Origin of the sequence: Burkholderia sp. AU17457 (genome assembly GCF_002223255.1) — a bacterium.
Taxonomy (GTDB): Bacteria; Pseudomonadota; Gammaproteobacteria; order Burkholderiales; family Burkholderiaceae; genus Burkholderia; species Burkholderia sola.
Genome location: NZ_NKFB01000003.1, coordinates 513,723 through 528,807, shown reverse-complemented (window position 1 = coordinate 528,807; position 15,085 = coordinate 513,723). Strand labels below are relative to the sequence as shown.

15 protein-coding genes are annotated in these 15,085 nt (G+C 66.2%); 3 read left to right on the top strand and 12 right to left on the bottom strand.

The genetic code is table 11. The features are described 5' to 3' along the window. Nucleotides 1–49: 49 nt before the first annotated feature. Nucleotides 50–538: an Lrp/AsnC ligand binding domain-containing protein gene (locus CFB49_RS04880; RefSeq protein WP_050011526.1), complete on the bottom strand. Its 489-nt coding sequence runs from the start codon at nucleotides 536–538 to the stop codon at nucleotides 50–52. A 145-nt stretch (nucleotides 539–683) separates the two neighbouring features. Here CFB49_RS04880 and CFB49_RS04875 point away from each other — a divergent pair, with 145 nt between their 5' ends. Then, complete coding sequence (locus tag CFB49_RS04875; RefSeq protein WP_069621063.1) at nucleotides 684–1,970, top strand: D-amino acid dehydrogenase; 1,287 nt, start codon at nucleotides 684–686, stop codon at nucleotides 1,968–1,970. Nucleotides 1,971–2,081: 111 nt separating this feature from the next. Here the strand turns inward: CFB49_RS04875 and CFB49_RS04870 are convergent, their stop codons facing one another. The 5 genes from CFB49_RS04870 to CFB49_RS04850 form a co-directional block, all read right to left on the bottom strand. After that, complete coding sequence (locus CFB49_RS04870) at nucleotides 2,082–3,017, bottom strand: electron transfer flavoprotein subunit alpha/FixB family protein (RefSeq protein ID WP_089490800.1); 936 nt, start codon at nucleotides 3,015–3,017, stop codon at nucleotides 2,082–2,084. Nucleotides 3,018–3,033: 16 nt separating this feature from the next. Beyond that, nucleotides 3,034–3,783 (bottom strand): electron transfer flavoprotein subunit beta/FixA family protein, encoded by a 750-nt coding sequence (locus CFB49_RS04865; RefSeq protein ID WP_069621065.1) that lies wholly within the window; start codon nucleotides 3,781–3,783, stop codon nucleotides 3,034–3,036. Nucleotides 3,784–4,010: 227 nt separating this feature from the next. Then, on the bottom strand, nucleotides 4,011–4,805 hold the full coding sequence (locus CFB49_RS04860; RefSeq protein ID WP_089490799.1) for a MetQ/NlpA family ABC transporter substrate-binding protein: 795 nt from the start codon (nucleotides 4,803–4,805) through the stop codon (nucleotides 4,011–4,013). Nucleotides 4,806–4,834: 29 nt separating this feature from the next. After that, complete coding sequence (locus CFB49_RS04855; RefSeq protein WP_006476559.1) at nucleotides 4,835–5,488, bottom strand: methionine ABC transporter permease; 654 nt, start codon at nucleotides 5,486–5,488, stop codon at nucleotides 4,835–4,837. Then, on the bottom strand, nucleotides 5,478–6,512 hold the full coding sequence (locus CFB49_RS04850) for a methionine ABC transporter ATP-binding protein (RefSeq protein ID WP_069621068.1): 1,035 nt from the start codon (nucleotides 6,510–6,512) through the stop codon (nucleotides 5,478–5,480). The genes CFB49_RS04855 and CFB49_RS04850 overlap by 11 nt, the downstream gene beginning before the upstream one ends. Before the next feature lie 216 nt (nucleotides 6,513–6,728). Here CFB49_RS04850 and CFB49_RS04845 point away from each other — a divergent pair, with 216 nt between their 5' ends. After that, on the top strand, nucleotides 6,729–7,646 hold the full coding sequence (locus CFB49_RS04845; protein ID WP_089490798.1) for an alpha/beta hydrolase: 918 nt from the start codon (nucleotides 6,729–6,731) through the stop codon (nucleotides 7,644–7,646). A 31-nt stretch (nucleotides 7,647–7,677) separates the two neighbouring features. On the opposite strand, the gene CFB49_RS04840 is transcribed toward CFB49_RS04845, so the two are convergent. Continuing rightward, entirely contained in the window at nucleotides 7,678–8,601 is a 924-nt protein-coding gene (locus CFB49_RS04840) for a histone deacetylase family protein (protein ID WP_069621070.1), read from the bottom strand. Between the two features lie 43 nt (nucleotides 8,602–8,644). On the opposite strand from CFB49_RS04840, the gene mltB reads away from it, so the two are divergent. Beyond that, nucleotides 8,645–9,988 carry a lytic murein transglycosylase B gene (mltB, locus tag CFB49_RS04835; RefSeq protein ID WP_089490797.1) on the top strand — a complete coding sequence of 448 codons (1,344 nt, stop codon included), beginning with the start codon at nucleotides 8,645–8,647 and terminating at the stop codon, nucleotides 9,986–9,988. A gap of 85 nt (nucleotides 9,989–10,073) precedes the next feature. Here mltB and cysM read toward each other — a convergent pair whose 3' ends face one another. The 5 genes from cysM to CFB49_RS04810 form a co-directional block, all read right to left on the bottom strand. Further along, a complete protein-coding gene (gene cysM, locus CFB49_RS04830) occupies nucleotides 10,074–10,976 on the bottom strand; it encodes a cysteine synthase CysM (protein WP_050011535.1) in 903 nt (300 codons plus the stop codon). Between the two features lie 213 nt (nucleotides 10,977–11,189). Further along, the gene (locus tag CFB49_RS04825) at nucleotides 11,190–11,537 is read right to left on the bottom strand and encodes a ComEA family DNA-binding protein (RefSeq protein WP_089490796.1); all 348 of its coding nucleotides are present in this window, start codon (nucleotides 11,535–11,537) and stop codon (nucleotides 11,190–11,192) included. Nucleotides 11,538–11,611: 74 nt separating this feature from the next. Next, complete coding sequence (gene rfaD, locus CFB49_RS04820; protein WP_089490795.1) at nucleotides 11,612–12,604, bottom strand: ADP-glyceromanno-heptose 6-epimerase; 993 nt, start codon at nucleotides 12,602–12,604, stop codon at nucleotides 11,612–11,614. 63 nt (nucleotides 12,605–12,667) lie between these two features. Continuing rightward, on the bottom strand, nucleotides 12,668–13,618 hold the full coding sequence (rfaE1, locus tag CFB49_RS04815) for a D-glycero-beta-D-manno-heptose-7-phosphate kinase (protein WP_084044486.1): 951 nt from the start codon (nucleotides 13,616–13,618) through the stop codon (nucleotides 12,668–12,670). 7 nt (nucleotides 13,619–13,625) lie between these two features. Further along, the gene (locus CFB49_RS04810) at nucleotides 13,626–15,026 is read right to left on the bottom strand and encodes a UDP-glucose dehydrogenase family protein (RefSeq protein WP_069621075.1); all 1,401 of its coding nucleotides are present in this window, start codon (nucleotides 15,024–15,026) and stop codon (nucleotides 13,626–13,628) included. Nucleotides 15,027–15,085: the final 59 nt, after the last annotated feature.

Sequence of the window (15,085 nt, the reverse complement as noted above, 5' to 3'; positions counted from 1 at the left end):
CAGCATGCCAAGCACGGGATAAAGGGCCGAACGACGGGCCGCCGGCGCGTCACTCGCCGACGGCGATCGTCAGCGTTTCCTTGATTTCTTCCATCACGACATAGCTCTTCGACTGCACGGCGCCGGGCAACTGCAGCAGGATGTCGCCGAGCAGTTTCCGGTAGTCCGCCATCTCGCCGATCCGCGCCTTGATCAGGTAGTCGAAATCGCCGGAGACGAGGTGGCATTCGAGCACCTCGTCGATCTTCATCACTTCCCGCCGGAATTGCTCGAACATGTTGCCGCCCTTGTGGCCGAGCGTGATCTCGACGAACACCAGCAGCGCGGCATCCAGCTGATGCGGGTCGACCCGCGCGTGATAGCCGGTGATCACGCCATCGCGCTCCATGCGCCGCACGCGCTCGATGCACGGCGTGACGGTCAGTCCGACCTGTTCCGCGAGGTCTTTCATCGCCATCCGGCCGTCGTCCTGGAGCAGCTTCAGGATGCGCCGGTCGAGCTTGTCGAGCGTACGTACGGGCTGACGTTGCGTTCTCATTTGTTTATGCTGAAAACCAGAAAAATACAATAACAAAAACTGCACATTCGACAATACCATAGCGCAAAAAACTAGATCAGCTAGAGGTTACACGGAGCCGCAGGTGCGCCCGGCCTCGACCTGGTTCCTTCCATCTGGAGCAGCTATGCGAGTCGTCATTCTGGGCAGCGGTGTGGTGGGCGTGGCAAGCGCGTATTACCTCGCGCGCGCCGGCCATGAAGTCACGGTGATCGACCGGGAAGCCGGCCCGGCGCTGGAGACGAGCTTCGCGAATGCAGGCCAGATCTCGCCCGGCTATGCGGCGCCGTGGGCCGCGCCCGGCGTGCCGCTGAAGGCCGTCAAGTGGATGTTCGAAAAGCATGCGCCGCTCGCGATCCGCCTCGACGGCACGCGCTTCCAGCTCCAGTGGATGGTTCAGATGCTGCGCAACTGCACGGCCGAGCGCTATGCGGTCAACAAGGGCCGGATGGTCCGTCTCGCCGAATACAGCCGCGACTGCCTGCAGGCGCTGCGTGCCGACACCGGCATCGAATACGAAGGTCGCACGGGTGGTACGCTGCAACTGTTCCGCACCCAGCAGCAACTCGACGGCGCGGCGAAGGACATCGCCGTGCTGCAGGAAGCGAACGTGCCGTTCGAACTGCTGTCGCCGGCCGAACTGAAAAATGCCGAGCCGGCGCTCGCCGCCGTCTCGCACAAGCTGACGGGCGGCCTGCGGCTGCCGGGCGACGAAACGGGCGATTGCCAGCTGTTCACGACGCGCCTTGCCGCGCTCGCCGAATCGCTCGGCGTCAAGTTCCGCTACAACACGCCGATCGATGCGCTCGCGATCGCGGGCGGCAAGATCGCCGGCGTGCAGTGCGGCAGCGAGACCGTGCGTGCCGACGCGTACGTCGTCGCGCTCGGCTCGTACTCGACCCGCTTCATCTCCAACCTGATGAAGATTCCCGTCTATCCGCTCAAGGGCTATTCGATCACCGCGCCGATCGTCAACGAGGCCGCCGCGCCCGTGTCGACCGTGCTCGACGAGACCTACAAGATCGCGATCACGCGCTTCGACCAGCGCATTCGCGTCGGCGGCATGGCGGAAATCGTCGGCTTCGACAAGACGCTGCGCGCAGCGCGCCGCGAAACGCTCGAGATGTGCGTGAACGACCTGTTCCCGGGCGGCGGCGACACGTCGAAGGCCACGTTCTGGACGGGCCTGCGCCCGATGACGCCGGACGGCACGCCGATCGTCGGCCGCACGCCGGTGTCGAACCTGTTCCTGAACACCGGCCACGGTACGCTCGGCTGGACGATGTCCTGCGGCTCGGGCCAACTGCTCGCGGACCTGATCTCGGGCAAGATGCCCGCGATCCAGGCCGACGACCTGTCGGTGCATCGTTACCTGAAGGACGTGCCCGGCCAGACGCGTCCGGCCTACGCTTAAACCGGAACGGCCCGCGGCGATGCGGGCCCGTTGCATCGACGACACAACGAAAAAAGGGGCGCTCTTCGCGCCCCTCTTCTCGTGTGCTTACCGCTGAAGCGTCACGCCGCGTCAGCCGAGCTCGTTCACGAGCTCCGGCACGAGCGAGAACAGATCGCCGACGAGGCCGTAATCGGCCACGCTGAAGATCGGCGCTTCCGGATCCTTGTTGATCGCGACGATCACCTTCGAATCCTTCATGCCGGCCAGATGCTGGATCGCCCCCGAGATGCCGACCGCGATGTACAGCTGCGGCGCAACGATCTTGCCGGTCTGGCCGACCTGGTAGTCGTTCGGCACGTAGCCGGCGTCGACTGCCGCGCGCGATGCGCCCAGTGCTGCCGACAGCTTGTCGGCCAGCGGCTCCAGCACCTTCGTGTAGTTCTCGCCGCTGCCCAGACCGCGGCCGCCCGACACGATGATGCTCGCGCTGGTCAGTTCCGGACGGTCCAGCTTCGTCACTTCACGGCTCACGAACTGCGACTTGCCGGCATCTGCCGCTGCATCGATCTTGTCGACCGACGCGCTGCCGCCTTCCGCCGCCACCGGATCGAAACCCGTTGCACGCACCGTGATGACCTTGATCGGGTCGCTCGACTGCACCGTCGCGATCGCGTTGCCCGCGTAGATCGGGCGCTCGAACGTGTCGGCCGAATCGACTGCCGTGATGTCCGAGATTTGCGCGACGTCCAGCTTCGCGGCGATACGCGGCGCGATGTTCTTGCCGTAGGCCGTCGCCGGCGCGAGGATGTGCGAGTAGTCCTTCGCGATGTTCAGCGCGGTCGCTTCGACGTTTTCCGCCAGGCCTTCGGCCAGTTGCGGCGCGTCGGCCAACAGCACCTTCGACACACCTGCGATCTTCGCGGCCGCGTCGGCCGCCGCTTGCGCGTTGTGGCCCGCGACCAGCACGTGGATGTCGCCGCCAATCTTCGCGGCCGCCGCCACCGTGTTCAGCGTCGCGGCCTTGATCGACGCGTTGTCGTGTTCTGCAATCACCAGAATCGTCATTTCTTTCCGCTCCCTCTTACAGCACCTTGGCTTCGGTCTTCAGCTTCTCGACCAGCGTCTTCACGTCCGGCACCTTCACGCCGGCCGCGCGCTTCGGCGGCTCGACCACCTTCAGCGTCTTCAGGCGCGGCGCGACGTCCACGCCAAGGTCTTCCGGCTTCACGGTTTCCAGCGGCTTCTTCTTCGCCTTCATGATGTTCGGCAGCGTCACGTAGCGCGGCTCGTTCAGGCGCAGGTCGGTCGTCACGACCGCCGGCAGCGTCAGCGACAGCGTTTCGGCGCCGCCGTCGACTTCGCGTGCAACCGTCGCCTTGCCGTCGGCCACCGTCACCTTCGACGCGAACGTCGCTTGCGGCAGGCCGGCCAGCGCGGCCAGCATCTGGCCCGTCTGGTTCGAATCGTCGTCGATCGCCTGCTTGCCGAGGATCACCAGTTGCGGCTGTTCCTTGTCGACCAGTGCTTTCAGGATCTTCGCGACGGCCAGCGGCTCGACGCTGTCGTTCGACTCGACGAGGATCGCGCGATCCGCGCCGATCGCCAGCGCCGTGCGCAGCGTTTCCTGCGCTTGCGCGACGCCCACCGACACCGCGATCACTTCGGTCGCGACGCCCGCTTCCTTCAGCCGCACCGCTTCTTCCACCGCGATTTCGTCGAACGGGTTCATCGACATCTTCACGTTCGCGATGTCGACACCCGTGTTGTCCGACTTCACGCGGACCTTCACGTTGTAATCGACCACTCTTTTCACTGGCACCAGGATTTTCATGCACACGCTCCAAAGTTACGAATACGACCAGAGGCCATTTTATAGCGAGGCCTCGTGACTGCGCGGCCAGGCGGACCCAACCATGATGGTTGTCGAGGATACCGCTTCTTGGCGACGCGCCAATGATAGCGAACGGTCGTTCTATTTTAAAAGAGAAAAAACCCGGACGCAAAGCCCGGGTTTTCGATCATCGACTCTAATCCCGCCGGGCGTGCGTGCTCCGCCCGTTACCAGGCGGCGATGACCGCGCCGCCGAACTTGCCTTCGATGAACTGCTTCACGTCGGCCGAGTGATAGGCGGCAATCAGCTTGGCGACCCACGGCTTGTTCCGGTCCGCCTCGCGAATCGCGAGGATGTTGGTGTACGGGCCGCTCGGCCCCTCGATCGCGATCGCATCCTGCTTCGGTTTCAACCCCGCTTCCATCGCGTAATTGGTGTTGATCGCGGCCGCGTCGACGTCGCCGAGCGAGCGCGGAATCTGCGCCGCATCGAGCTCGACGATCTTCAGCTTGCGCGGGTTGTCGACGATATCGATCGGCGTCGCCTTCAGCCCCGCATCCGCGCGCAGCTTCAGCAGCCCCTGCTTCTGCAGCAACAGCAGCGCGCGGCCGCCGTTGGTCGGGTCGTTGGGCACCGCGATGCGCGCGCCCGGCTTCAGTTCGGCCAGCGATTTCACGCGCTTCGAATAGATGCCCATCGGGAACGTGACGGTCTCCGCGACCTTGAGCAGCTTGTAGCCGCGATCCTTCACCTGCGCCTGCAGATACGGGTCGTGCTGGTAGCTGTTCGCGTCGAGGTCGCCCGACGCGAGCGCCGCGTTCGGCTGCACGTAATCGGAGAATTCGACGATGCGGATCTCGAGCCCCTCCTTCGCCGCGACCTTCTTCACCGCTTCCATGATCTGCGCGTGCGGGCCGCCCGTCACGCCGACCTTGATGGTTTCGGCCTGCGCGTGCGCGCCCGCGAACAGCGCGGCCGCACCCAGCGCCGCCGCGAATTTCAGCATGAAGCGTCGTTGCATCGTGTTTCCCCTTTCGAATCGGTTTGGTCTTATTTGTGGCTCAGCCGGCGCACCAGCCAGTCGCCGAACGATTGCACGATCTGCACGAATACGATCAGGATCGCGACGACCGTCCACATCACTTCCGGCAGATAGCGCTGGTAACCGTAACGGATCCCGAGATCGCCGAGCCCGCCGCCGCCGATCGCGCCCGCCATCGCCGAATAGCCGACCAGCGACACGAACGTGATCGTCAGCCCCGCGACGATGCCCGGCAGCGATTCGGGCAACAGCACCTTGAAGACGATCTGCGACGTGGTCGCGCCCATCGATTGCGCGGCCTCGATCAGCCCGCGGTCGACTTCGCGCAGCGCCGTTTCGACGAGACGCGCGATGAACGGCGCGGACGCGAGCGTCAGCGGCACGACCGCCGCGGCCGTGCCGATCGACGAACCCGTGACGAGCCGCGTGAACGGAATGACCGCGACCAGCAGGATGATGAACGGCGTCGAGCGCACCGCGTTCACGATGCCGCCGAGCACGCGGTTCACCGCGAGGTTCTGCAGCACGCCCTGGCGGTCGGTGAGGTACAGCAGCACGCCGAGCGGCAGGCCGACGAGCGCGCCGACCGCCCCGGAGATGCCGACCATGATCAGCGTCTCCCAGAACGACTGCACGAACATATCGAACATCTCACTCAACATACGAAAGCTCCTCTACCACCACACCTTGCTCGCGCAGGAACGCGAGCGCCTGCCCGACCTTGCCCGGTTCGCCGCCCGCGAGCACCGCGAGCGAACCGAACGCCTGCCCCTGGATCTCGTCGATCTGGCCGTGCAGGATGTTGAAATCGAGTTCGTACCGGCGGATCGTCTCCGACAGGATCGGCTGGTCGACCCCCGAGCCCGTGAACGCGAGCCGCAGCAGATGCCCGCTGCCCGTCTTCAGCCGCTCGGCCACGCGCGCCTTCAGCGCGGGCGGCAGTTCCTGCGCGATCACGTCGCCGATCAGCGCGCGCGTCACTTCGTGGTGCGGCTGCAGGAACACGTCGATCACGCGGCCTTCCTCGACCACGCGACCCGCATCGAGCACCGCGACGCGATCGCAGACCTGCTTGATCACTTCCATCTGGTGCGTGATCAGCACGATGGTCAGCCCGAGCTCGCGGTTGATGCGCTTCAGCAGGTCGAGGATCGAACGCGTGGTTTCGGGGTCGAGCGCGGACGTCGCTTCGTCCGACAGCAGCACCTTCGGCTGGCTCGCCAGCGCGCGGGCGATGCCGACGCGCTGCTTCTGCCCGCCGCTGATCTGCGACGGATAGCGGTCCTTCTGCGCGGACAGCCCGACGAGGTCGAGCAGCGGCAGCACGGCGGCTTCGATGTCGGCACGGCTCGCGCCGGCCAGCTCGAGCGGCAGCGCGACGTTGTCGAACACCGTGCGCGACGACAGCAGATTGAAGTGCTGGAAGATCATGCCGATCTCGCGGCGCGCTTCGCGCAGCGCGCTGGCCGACAGCAGCGTGAGATCGCGCCCGCCGACGACCACATTGCCTTCGGTCGGCCGCGTCAGCAGATTGATGGTGCGCACGAGCGTGCTCTTGCCGGCGCCGCTTCGGCCGATGATGCCGAACACCTCGCCTTGCGGGATCGTCAGGTTGACGTTGTGCAACGCTTCGACCCAGCCGCCCGGGCCGGGGAAACGCTGCGAAAGATTGCGTAATTCGATCATGTAAACAAAACGGCGGCCGGCCGGCGAGTTGGCCCGCCAGTCGGCCGCCGATGCATCTGGAATAGCCGGCGATTTTACCGCAAACCCCTCATTCCCCTTAATAATCGATTTCGATCTTTTCATAACCGGACGAAATTAGAGGGGCGCTGTTTGGCCCTCCCGGGAAGGCCGCGACTATGATCCGGAACACAGACCAATGAACAGAGGAGACGCCCGATGAGCACCACCACCCCGCCGGCCGCCGCACCCGCCACCGCCGGATCGGCGCCTTCGGCGCCCGCGCCGCGGATGGGCCGGCTGCGTACCGCGGACGGGCTCGAACTCGCGTCGTACCGCTGGCCGGCCGGCGACGGCACCGCGCCGCCACGCGCGACGATCGCACTGGTGCACGGCCTCGCCGAGCACGCGGGCCGCTATGCCGCGCTCGCCGCCCGGCTGAACGCAGCGGGCATCGACGTGCTGGCGATCGATCTGCGCGGGCATGGCCAGTCGCCCGGCAAGCGCGTGTGGGTCGAGCGTTTCGACGGGTACCTGAACGATGCGCAGGCGTTGGTTGCCGAAGCCGCGCGCGGCGATGCGCCGCTGTTCCTGATGGGGCACAGCATGGGCGGCGCGGTCGCGGCGCTCTACGCGATCGAACGCGCACCGGCCCGCGGCCACGCGCTGGCGGGTCTCGTGCTGTCGAGCCCGGCGCTTGCGCCCGGGCGTGACGTGCCGCGCTGGATGCTCGCGGTCAGCCGCGTCATCAGCCGCGTGTGGCCCACTTTCCCCGCGATCAGGATCGATGCGGCCCTGCTGTCGCGCGATCCGGCCATCGTCGCGGCCAATCGCGCCGACCCGCTCGTGCATCACGGCGCGGTGCCCGCACGCACCGGCGCGGAGATTCTCGACGCGATGGCGCGCATCGAAACCGGCCGCGGCGCGCTGCGCGTGCCGGTGCTCGTCTATCACGGCACCGACGACAAGCTGACCGAACCCGACGGCAGCCGCGCATTCGGCGCGCGCGTCGGCTCGCCCGATCGTACGCTGACGCTGTACGAGGGCGGCTTCCACGAAACGATGAACGATCTCGAACGCGACCGCGTGATCGACGCGCTGATTGCGTGGATCCACGCGCGCGTGCCGGCGCGCTGAGCGCGCCCGGACCAGCCGGCCGAGCCGGGAATCAGATTCCGGCGAGCACGCGCAGGTGCGCGACGACGCTGCGACCGAGCGCGGACAGGTTGTAACCGCCCTCGAGGCAGCTGACGATACGGCCCTGCGCATGCCGGCGCGCGACGTCGACGATCCGCGCGGTCAGCCATTCGAAGTCGGCCTCGACGAGGCCGAGATTGCCGATGTCGTCCTCGCGATGCGCATCGAAGCCGGCCGATACGAACAGCATCTGCGGCTTGAACGCGTCGAGGCGCGGCAGCCACAGCATGTCGACGGCTTCGCGGATCGCCATCCCGTTGCTGCGTGCGGGCATCGGCAGGTTGACCATGTTCGGCGCCTGGTGATCGACGCCCGAGAACGGATACAGCGGATGCTGGAAGAAGCTGCACATCAGCACGCGCTCGTCGTTCGCGAACGCCGCCTCGGTGCCGTTGCCGTGGTGCACGTCGAAATCGACGATCGCGACACGCTCGATGCCGTGTACGTCGAGCGCGTGCCGCGCGGCGATCGCGACGTTGTTGAAGAAGCAGAAGCCCATCGCGCGCGCCGGCTCAGCATGATGACCGGGCGGGCGGACGCTGCAGAACGCATTCGCGTAGCGGCCTTCGATCACCGCGTCGGTCGCCGCGACCGCGGCGCCTGCCGCGCGCAATGCCGCTCGCCACGTGTCGCGATTCATCAGCGTATCGGGATCGATCTCGACGTAACCGTCGACCGGCGTCATGCTGCGGATGTAGTCGATGTGCGCCTGCGTATGCACGCGGCCCAGCGCGACTTCGCTCGCGAACGGCGCGGTTTCGTGCACGATCAGGTCGTCGATGCGGCTCGCGATCAGTTGATCCTGGATCGCCGACAGGCGGGCCGGACATTCCGGATGCCATTCCCCCATCTCGTGCAGCATGCAGTCGGGGTGCGTATAGAAAGCGGTTGCCATAAGCTGTCGTCCGCGGCGCACGGTACGCCGCAGGTCTCCCTCAATGATGTCCATCGTCTGCCGCGAATTCGCCGCTAACTTACCACAACGGCGGCCGGCTTCGGCCCGGCGCGCCGGATGCGTCGGGTATACTGCGCCGAACACAATCGCCCTGTCCGCCCGCTTCGACATGAATTCCAGCAAGCCCGCCGCCCTTCTCTCCGCGCTGCTCCGTGTTCGCGCTCCGCTCGTCGTCGCTGCCGTCGCGACGCCCCTCGGCACCGCGCCCGCCGTCGCGCAGACGCAGCCGGCGAAGCCCGCCGGCACGCTCGTCGCCCAGGCCCAGCCGCAGCAACCGACGCCACAAGGCCAGACCTTCGAAGAGGAAATCGTTCCGCAGCGTTACGCGAGCAACGCGAAGGTCGACGCGTTCATCGACGAGATGGTGAGCCGCAACGGCTTCGATTCGGCGAGCCTGCATGCGCTGTTCTCGCGCGTCAGCTATTCGGCGACCGCCGTCAAGCTCGTGAGGCCCGCACCGACGCCTTCGGTGAAGAACTGGCGCGTCTATCGTTCGCGCTTCATCGAGCCGATCCGCATCAATGCGGGCGTGAAGTTCTGGAAGGCGAACCAGGCGACGCTGCAGCGCGCGTCCGAGCAGTTCGGCGTGCCGCCCGAGGTGATCGTCGGCATCATCGGCGTCGAGACGATCTATGGCCGCTACATGGGCAATTTCCGCGTGCTCGACGCGCTGACCACACTCACGTTCGACTACCCGGACACGCCGAATCGCGACAGCCGCCAGGCCACGTTCCGCAAAAACCTCGAAGACTTCCTGGTCTGGACTCGCGACAACCAGCTCGACCCCACCACCGTGCTCGGCTCGTACACCGGCGCGATCGGGATTCCGCAGTTCCTGCCGAGCAGCATCCGCGAATATGCGGTCGACTTCGACGGCACCGGCCACGTCGATCTGCGCAGCAGTCCTGTCGATGCGATCGGTAGCGTCGCGAACTACCTGAAACAGCACGGCTGGGAAACCGACCGCCCGGTGGTCTGGCAAATTACGCCCGATACGGGCAGCCTGGGCATCGCCCAGGCCGCCGCCGACGGCCAGCCCGAACCGCACTGGGCGCTGTCGCAACTGCTGCGCGCAGGCATGACGCTGAACGAGCCGGCGGTCAACATCACGACCGAAGCCGGCACGCCGGTGACCGTGGTCGACCTGCCGACGCCGGGGCGCGCGACCGAATACATGCTCGGCCTGAAGAACTTCTACGTGCTGACGCGCTACAACCGCAGTTTCTTCTACGCACTCACCGTGTACCAGCTCGGGGAAGCCGTGAAAGCGCAAATGGAAGCCAGTGGCGCGCTGCAACCCGCCGCCGACGACGCGCAGCCGCAGTAAGCGCTGGCCGCCCAAAGAAAAAGCGCCGCAGTTCACGGAACGCGGCGCTTTTTTTATCGATGCGCGAATCGCGCACCCGTCTCGCTCAGGCGGGAAACACGCCCGTGGACAGGTAGCGATCGCCGCGATCGCAGATGATGAATACGATCGTCGCGTTCTCGACCTGACGCGCGATGCGCATCGCGACTTCGCATGCGCCGCCCGACGAAATGCCCGCGAAGATGCCTTCGACCGCCGCGAGCCGGCGCGTCATCGTTTCCGACGCAGCCTGACTCACGCTCTCGACGCGGTCGACACGGCTGCGATCGAAGATGGTCGGCATGTACGCTTCCGGCCACTTGCGGATGCCCGGGATACGCGAGCCGTCTTCCGGCTGCGCACCGACGATCTCGATCGCCGGATTCTGTTCCTTCAGGTAGCGCGACGTGCCCATGATCGTGCCTGTCGTGCCCATCGCGGACACGAAGTGCGTGATGCGCCCTTCGGTATCGCGCCAGATCTCCGGCCCCGTTCCTTCGTAATGCGCGACGGGATTATCGGGATTGCCGAACTGGTCGAGGATCACGCCCTTGCCTTCGCGCTGCATCTGCTCCGCGAGGTCGCGCGCCAGCTCCATCCCGCCCTTCACCGGCGTCAGGATGATTTCGGCGCCGTAGGCCGCCATGCTCTGGCGGCGCTCGACCGACAGATCCTCGGGCATGATCAGCACCATCTTGTAGCCGCGGATCGCCGCTGCCATCGCGAGCGCGATGCCCGTGTTGCCGCTCGTCGCCTCGATCAGCGTATCGCCCGGCTTGATTCGACCGCGCGCCTCGGCCTTGCTGATCATCGACAGCGCCGGGCGATCCTTCACGGAACCGGCCGGATTGTTGCCCTCGAGCTTCGCGAGCAGCACGTTGTTGCGCGCGCGAATCTCGTCGTCCGGCAGGCGGACCAGTTGCACGAGCGGCGTATTGCCGATCGTGTCTTCGATAGTTTTGTAAGCCATGGATATACCGTGAGTGCGAGGCCGATCAATCGATCGATTGTAAACCAGCACCGGCACGCGCGCCGGCAACCCCATTGCAACGATGGAATACGCGTACCGCTCGGTTCTCGATCGCCGCGCACGCGGTCCCACGCAAAAAACCCGCGGCATGCCGCGGGAAGCCGTCGCAACGACGGCGACTGAAGGAGCCCTTTGTCGGGTATGCGCGACCCGTTATTTCTGCGCGGTGCGGGCCGGTGCGGCGGCAGGCTTCGCCGCCGCCGGTTTGGTTGCGGCCGACGGTGTGGCACCCGTACCGGCCGCCGCACCGACCGTCAATCCTTCCTGCTGAAGCCGCTCGACGGTGTGCCCGCCCATGCCCTTCACGCGTGCGGCGAGATCTTCCGCATTCCTGAACGGACCGCGTGCGCCACGCTCGTCGAGAATCGCCTTCGCCCGCGCCGGACCGATGCCCTTGATGCCGACGAGCGCATCCTCGTTCGCGGTGTTGACGTCGACGGCCGCCCAGGCCGACGCCACTGCGCCGAGCATGACCGCTGCGGCAAACCATTTCCTGATCATGTGCTGGATCTCCGAAGAAAAACGGCCGGCGGCTGCCGACCGTGAGACCCAGTCTATCGATGCAACGCGTCGGTTTAAACCTGGCCGGATAGCCAACGCACGTAGCGGTCGACGCCTTCCTGCACGGTCAGGAACGGTGCGTCGTAGCCGGCCGCGCGCAGTTTCGTCTGATCGGCCTGCGTGAAGCACTGGTACTTGCCGCGCAGCGCATCGGGGAACGGCACGTATTCGATCAACCCCTGCTCGACCTGCTGCGCGAGCGTCAGCGGCGGCTGGTTGTCGAGCGCGCGCAGCGTGTTCACGACCGTCGACGCGATATCGTTGAACGGCTGCGCGCGGCCCGTGCCGAGGTTGAAGATGCCCGACTTCTCCGGATGATCGAAGAAGAACAGGTTCACGTTGGTCACGTCCTCGACCGACACGAAATCGCGCGTCTGCTCGCCCGGCGCATAGCCGTTGTACTCGCCGAACAGCTTCACCTTGCCTTCCGCGCGGAACTGGTTGAAGTTGTGGAACGCGACCGACGCCATGCGGCCCTTGTGCGTCTCGCGCGGGCCGTACACGTTGAAATAGCGGAAGCCCGCGATCTGGCTCTTCGCGCTCGGCAGCACGCGACGGATCACCTGGTCGAACAGGAACTTCGAATAGCCGTACACGTTCAGCGGCGCCTCGACGTCGCGCTCCTCGACGAAGCGCGTCGAGCCGCCGTAGATCGCGGCCGACGAGGCATACAGGAACTGCGTGCCCTGCGCGAGGCAGGTATCGAGCACCGCGCGGCTGTAGCGGAAGTTGTTGTCCATCATGTAGCGACCGTCGGTTTCCATCGTGTCCGAACAGGCGCCTTCATGAAATACCGCACGTACCTTGCCGAAATCGCCGCGCGCGAAGCGTTCGACGAATTCGGTCTTGTCGAGATAGTCGTCGATCTCGCAATCGACGAGATTGCGGAACTTGTCCGCGCGCGTCAGATTGTCGACCGCGATGATGCGCGTCTCGCCGCGCGCGTTGAGCGCCTTGACGATGTTCGCGCCGATAAAACCGGCCGCGCCGGTGACGATGAGGGTCATGATCGTCCTGCCTGAAAAGTGCGAGCCATTCGTGCGGCGCGCTCGTCGCGCCGCCGAACGCGCTCAGTGAAACAGTTCGTCGTAGTCCACCGTGGCCGTGCCGAGCTTGCCGACCACGATGCCTGCCGCGCGATTCGCGAGCACCACGGCGTCGACGAGCGGCACACCGGCGCCGAGCATCGTCGCGACCGTCGCGATCACGGTGTCGCCCGCGCCCGACACGTCGAACACTTCGCGTGCGAGCGCCGGCGCATGCAGTTCGCCGCCCGCGGAAAAGAGCGTCATGCCCTCTTCCGAACGCGTGAGCAGCAGCGCGTCGATGCCGAGATCCGCACGCAGGGTCGCGACGCGTGCGCGCAGGTCGTCTTCCGATTTCCACTGCCCGACCACCTCGCGCAGTTCCGCGCGATTCGGCGTGATCAGCGACGCGCCGCGATAGCGTGCCCAGTCGTCGCCCTTCGGGTCGACCAGCACCGCCTTGCCGGCCGCACGCGCCTTCTCGATCATCGTCGTGACGTGCGTGAGGCCGCCTTTGGCGTAATCCGACATCAGCACGACGTCGTGCTGCGGCAGCAGCGCATCGAAGCGCGCGAGCCCCGCGAGCAGCACCTCGTGCGTCGGCATCGCCTCGAAGTCGACGCGCAGCAGTTGCTGCTGGCGCGCGAGCACGCGCAGCTTGATCGTGGTCGGCAACGCCGGATCGCGCTCGAGATGCGGCGTCACGCCGCTGCTGCCGAGCAGCTCGACGATCCGCTCGCCGGGTTCGTCGCAACCGACGACGCACAGCAGCCCGGCCTGGCCGCCAAGCGTCACCGCATTGCGCGCCACGTTGGCCGCGCCGCCGAGCCGCTCCTCCTGACGCTGCACGTGCACGACCGGCACCGGCGCTTCAGGCGAAATGCGATCGACGTTGCCGAACCAGTAGCGGTCGAGCATCACGTCGCCGACGACGAGCACGCGCGAACGCGCGAGTTGCTCGCGCGGCACCGGAACGACTTCGCAAAGAGTATTCATCGTACGTTCAGCCACGGGAAAACGACTGGGGATCGACGTACGGCCGGCCGATCGCGTAGTAGTCGATGCCGAGTTCGGCCATCGCGTCCGGTTCGTACAGGTTGCGCCCATCGAAGATCACCGGCGCTTTCAGCTCGGCCTTCAGGCGCGTGAAATCGGGGCTGCGGAATTCCTTCCACTCGGTCACGATCACGAGCGCATCCGCGCCCGTGACCGCGACGTCCTGCGTGTCGACGAGATGCAATCGCGCCAGCACGTCCGCATCGTCGCCGAAATCCAGCGCGAACACGCGCCGCGCTTCGTCGACGGCGACCGGATCGTAGGCACGCACGGTCGCGCCGCGCTCGAGCAGCGCGGCGATCAGGCGGCGGCTCGGCGCCTCGCGCATGTCGTCGGTGTTCGGCTTGAACGCCAAGCCCCAGACCGCGAATTCGCGGCCCGTCAGGTCGGCGCCGAAGCGCTGCTCGATCTTGCCGATCAGCACGTCCTTCTGCGCATGGTTGGCAGCCTCCACGGCTTCCAGGATGCGCAGCGGCTGGCCGTTCTCGCCCGCGGTGCGGATCAGCGCCTGCACGTCCTTCGGAAAGCACGAGCCGCCGTAGCCGACGCCGGCGTACAGGAAGTGATAGCCGATGCGCGGATCGGAGCCGATCCCGCGGCGCACGGCCTCGATGTCGGCGCCGACCTTGTCGGCGAGATTCGACATCTCGTTCATGAACGAGATGCGCGTCGCGAGCATCGCGTTCGCCGCATACTTCGCGAATTCGGCCGACCGCACGTCCATGTAGATCGTGCGTTCGTGATTGCGGTTGAACGGCGCGTAGAGTTTCTTCATCTTCTCGCGCGCGATCGTGCCGGTTTCGTCGTCGTCGACGCCGATGATGATCCGGTCCGGACGCATGAAGTCCTCGACCGCGGCGCCTTCCTTCAGGAATTCCGGGTTCGACACGACCGAAAAGCGATGCGCGACGCTGCCCGCGAGCCCGCGTGCGGCCAGCGCCTCGTCGACCACGCCGCGCACGCGCCGCGCGGTGCCGACCGGCACCGTCGACTTGTCGACGATCACCTTGAAGCCCGTCATGTGACGGCCGATGTTGCGCGCGGCCTCGAGCACGTATTGCAGGTCGGCCGAGCCGTCCTCGTCGGGCGGCGTGCCGACCGCGATGAACTGGATCTCGCCGTGCGCGACGCTCGCCTCGATGTCCGTCGAGAAGCGCAGGCGTCCCGCCGTGCGGTTGCGCGCGATGATGTCCAGCAGCCCCGGTTCGTGAATCGGCATCCCGCCGTTGTTCAGGATGTCGATCTTGCGCGGATCGACGTCGAGACAGAAGACGTCGTGACCGATCTCCGCGAGGCAGGCGCCCGTGACGAGGCCCACGTAGCCGGTGCCGATGATGGTGATTTTCATAGATGTTCCGGTACTTCCCGGTAATTGACTAACTTGGCCGCCGGGCCGGGCCCGGCGGC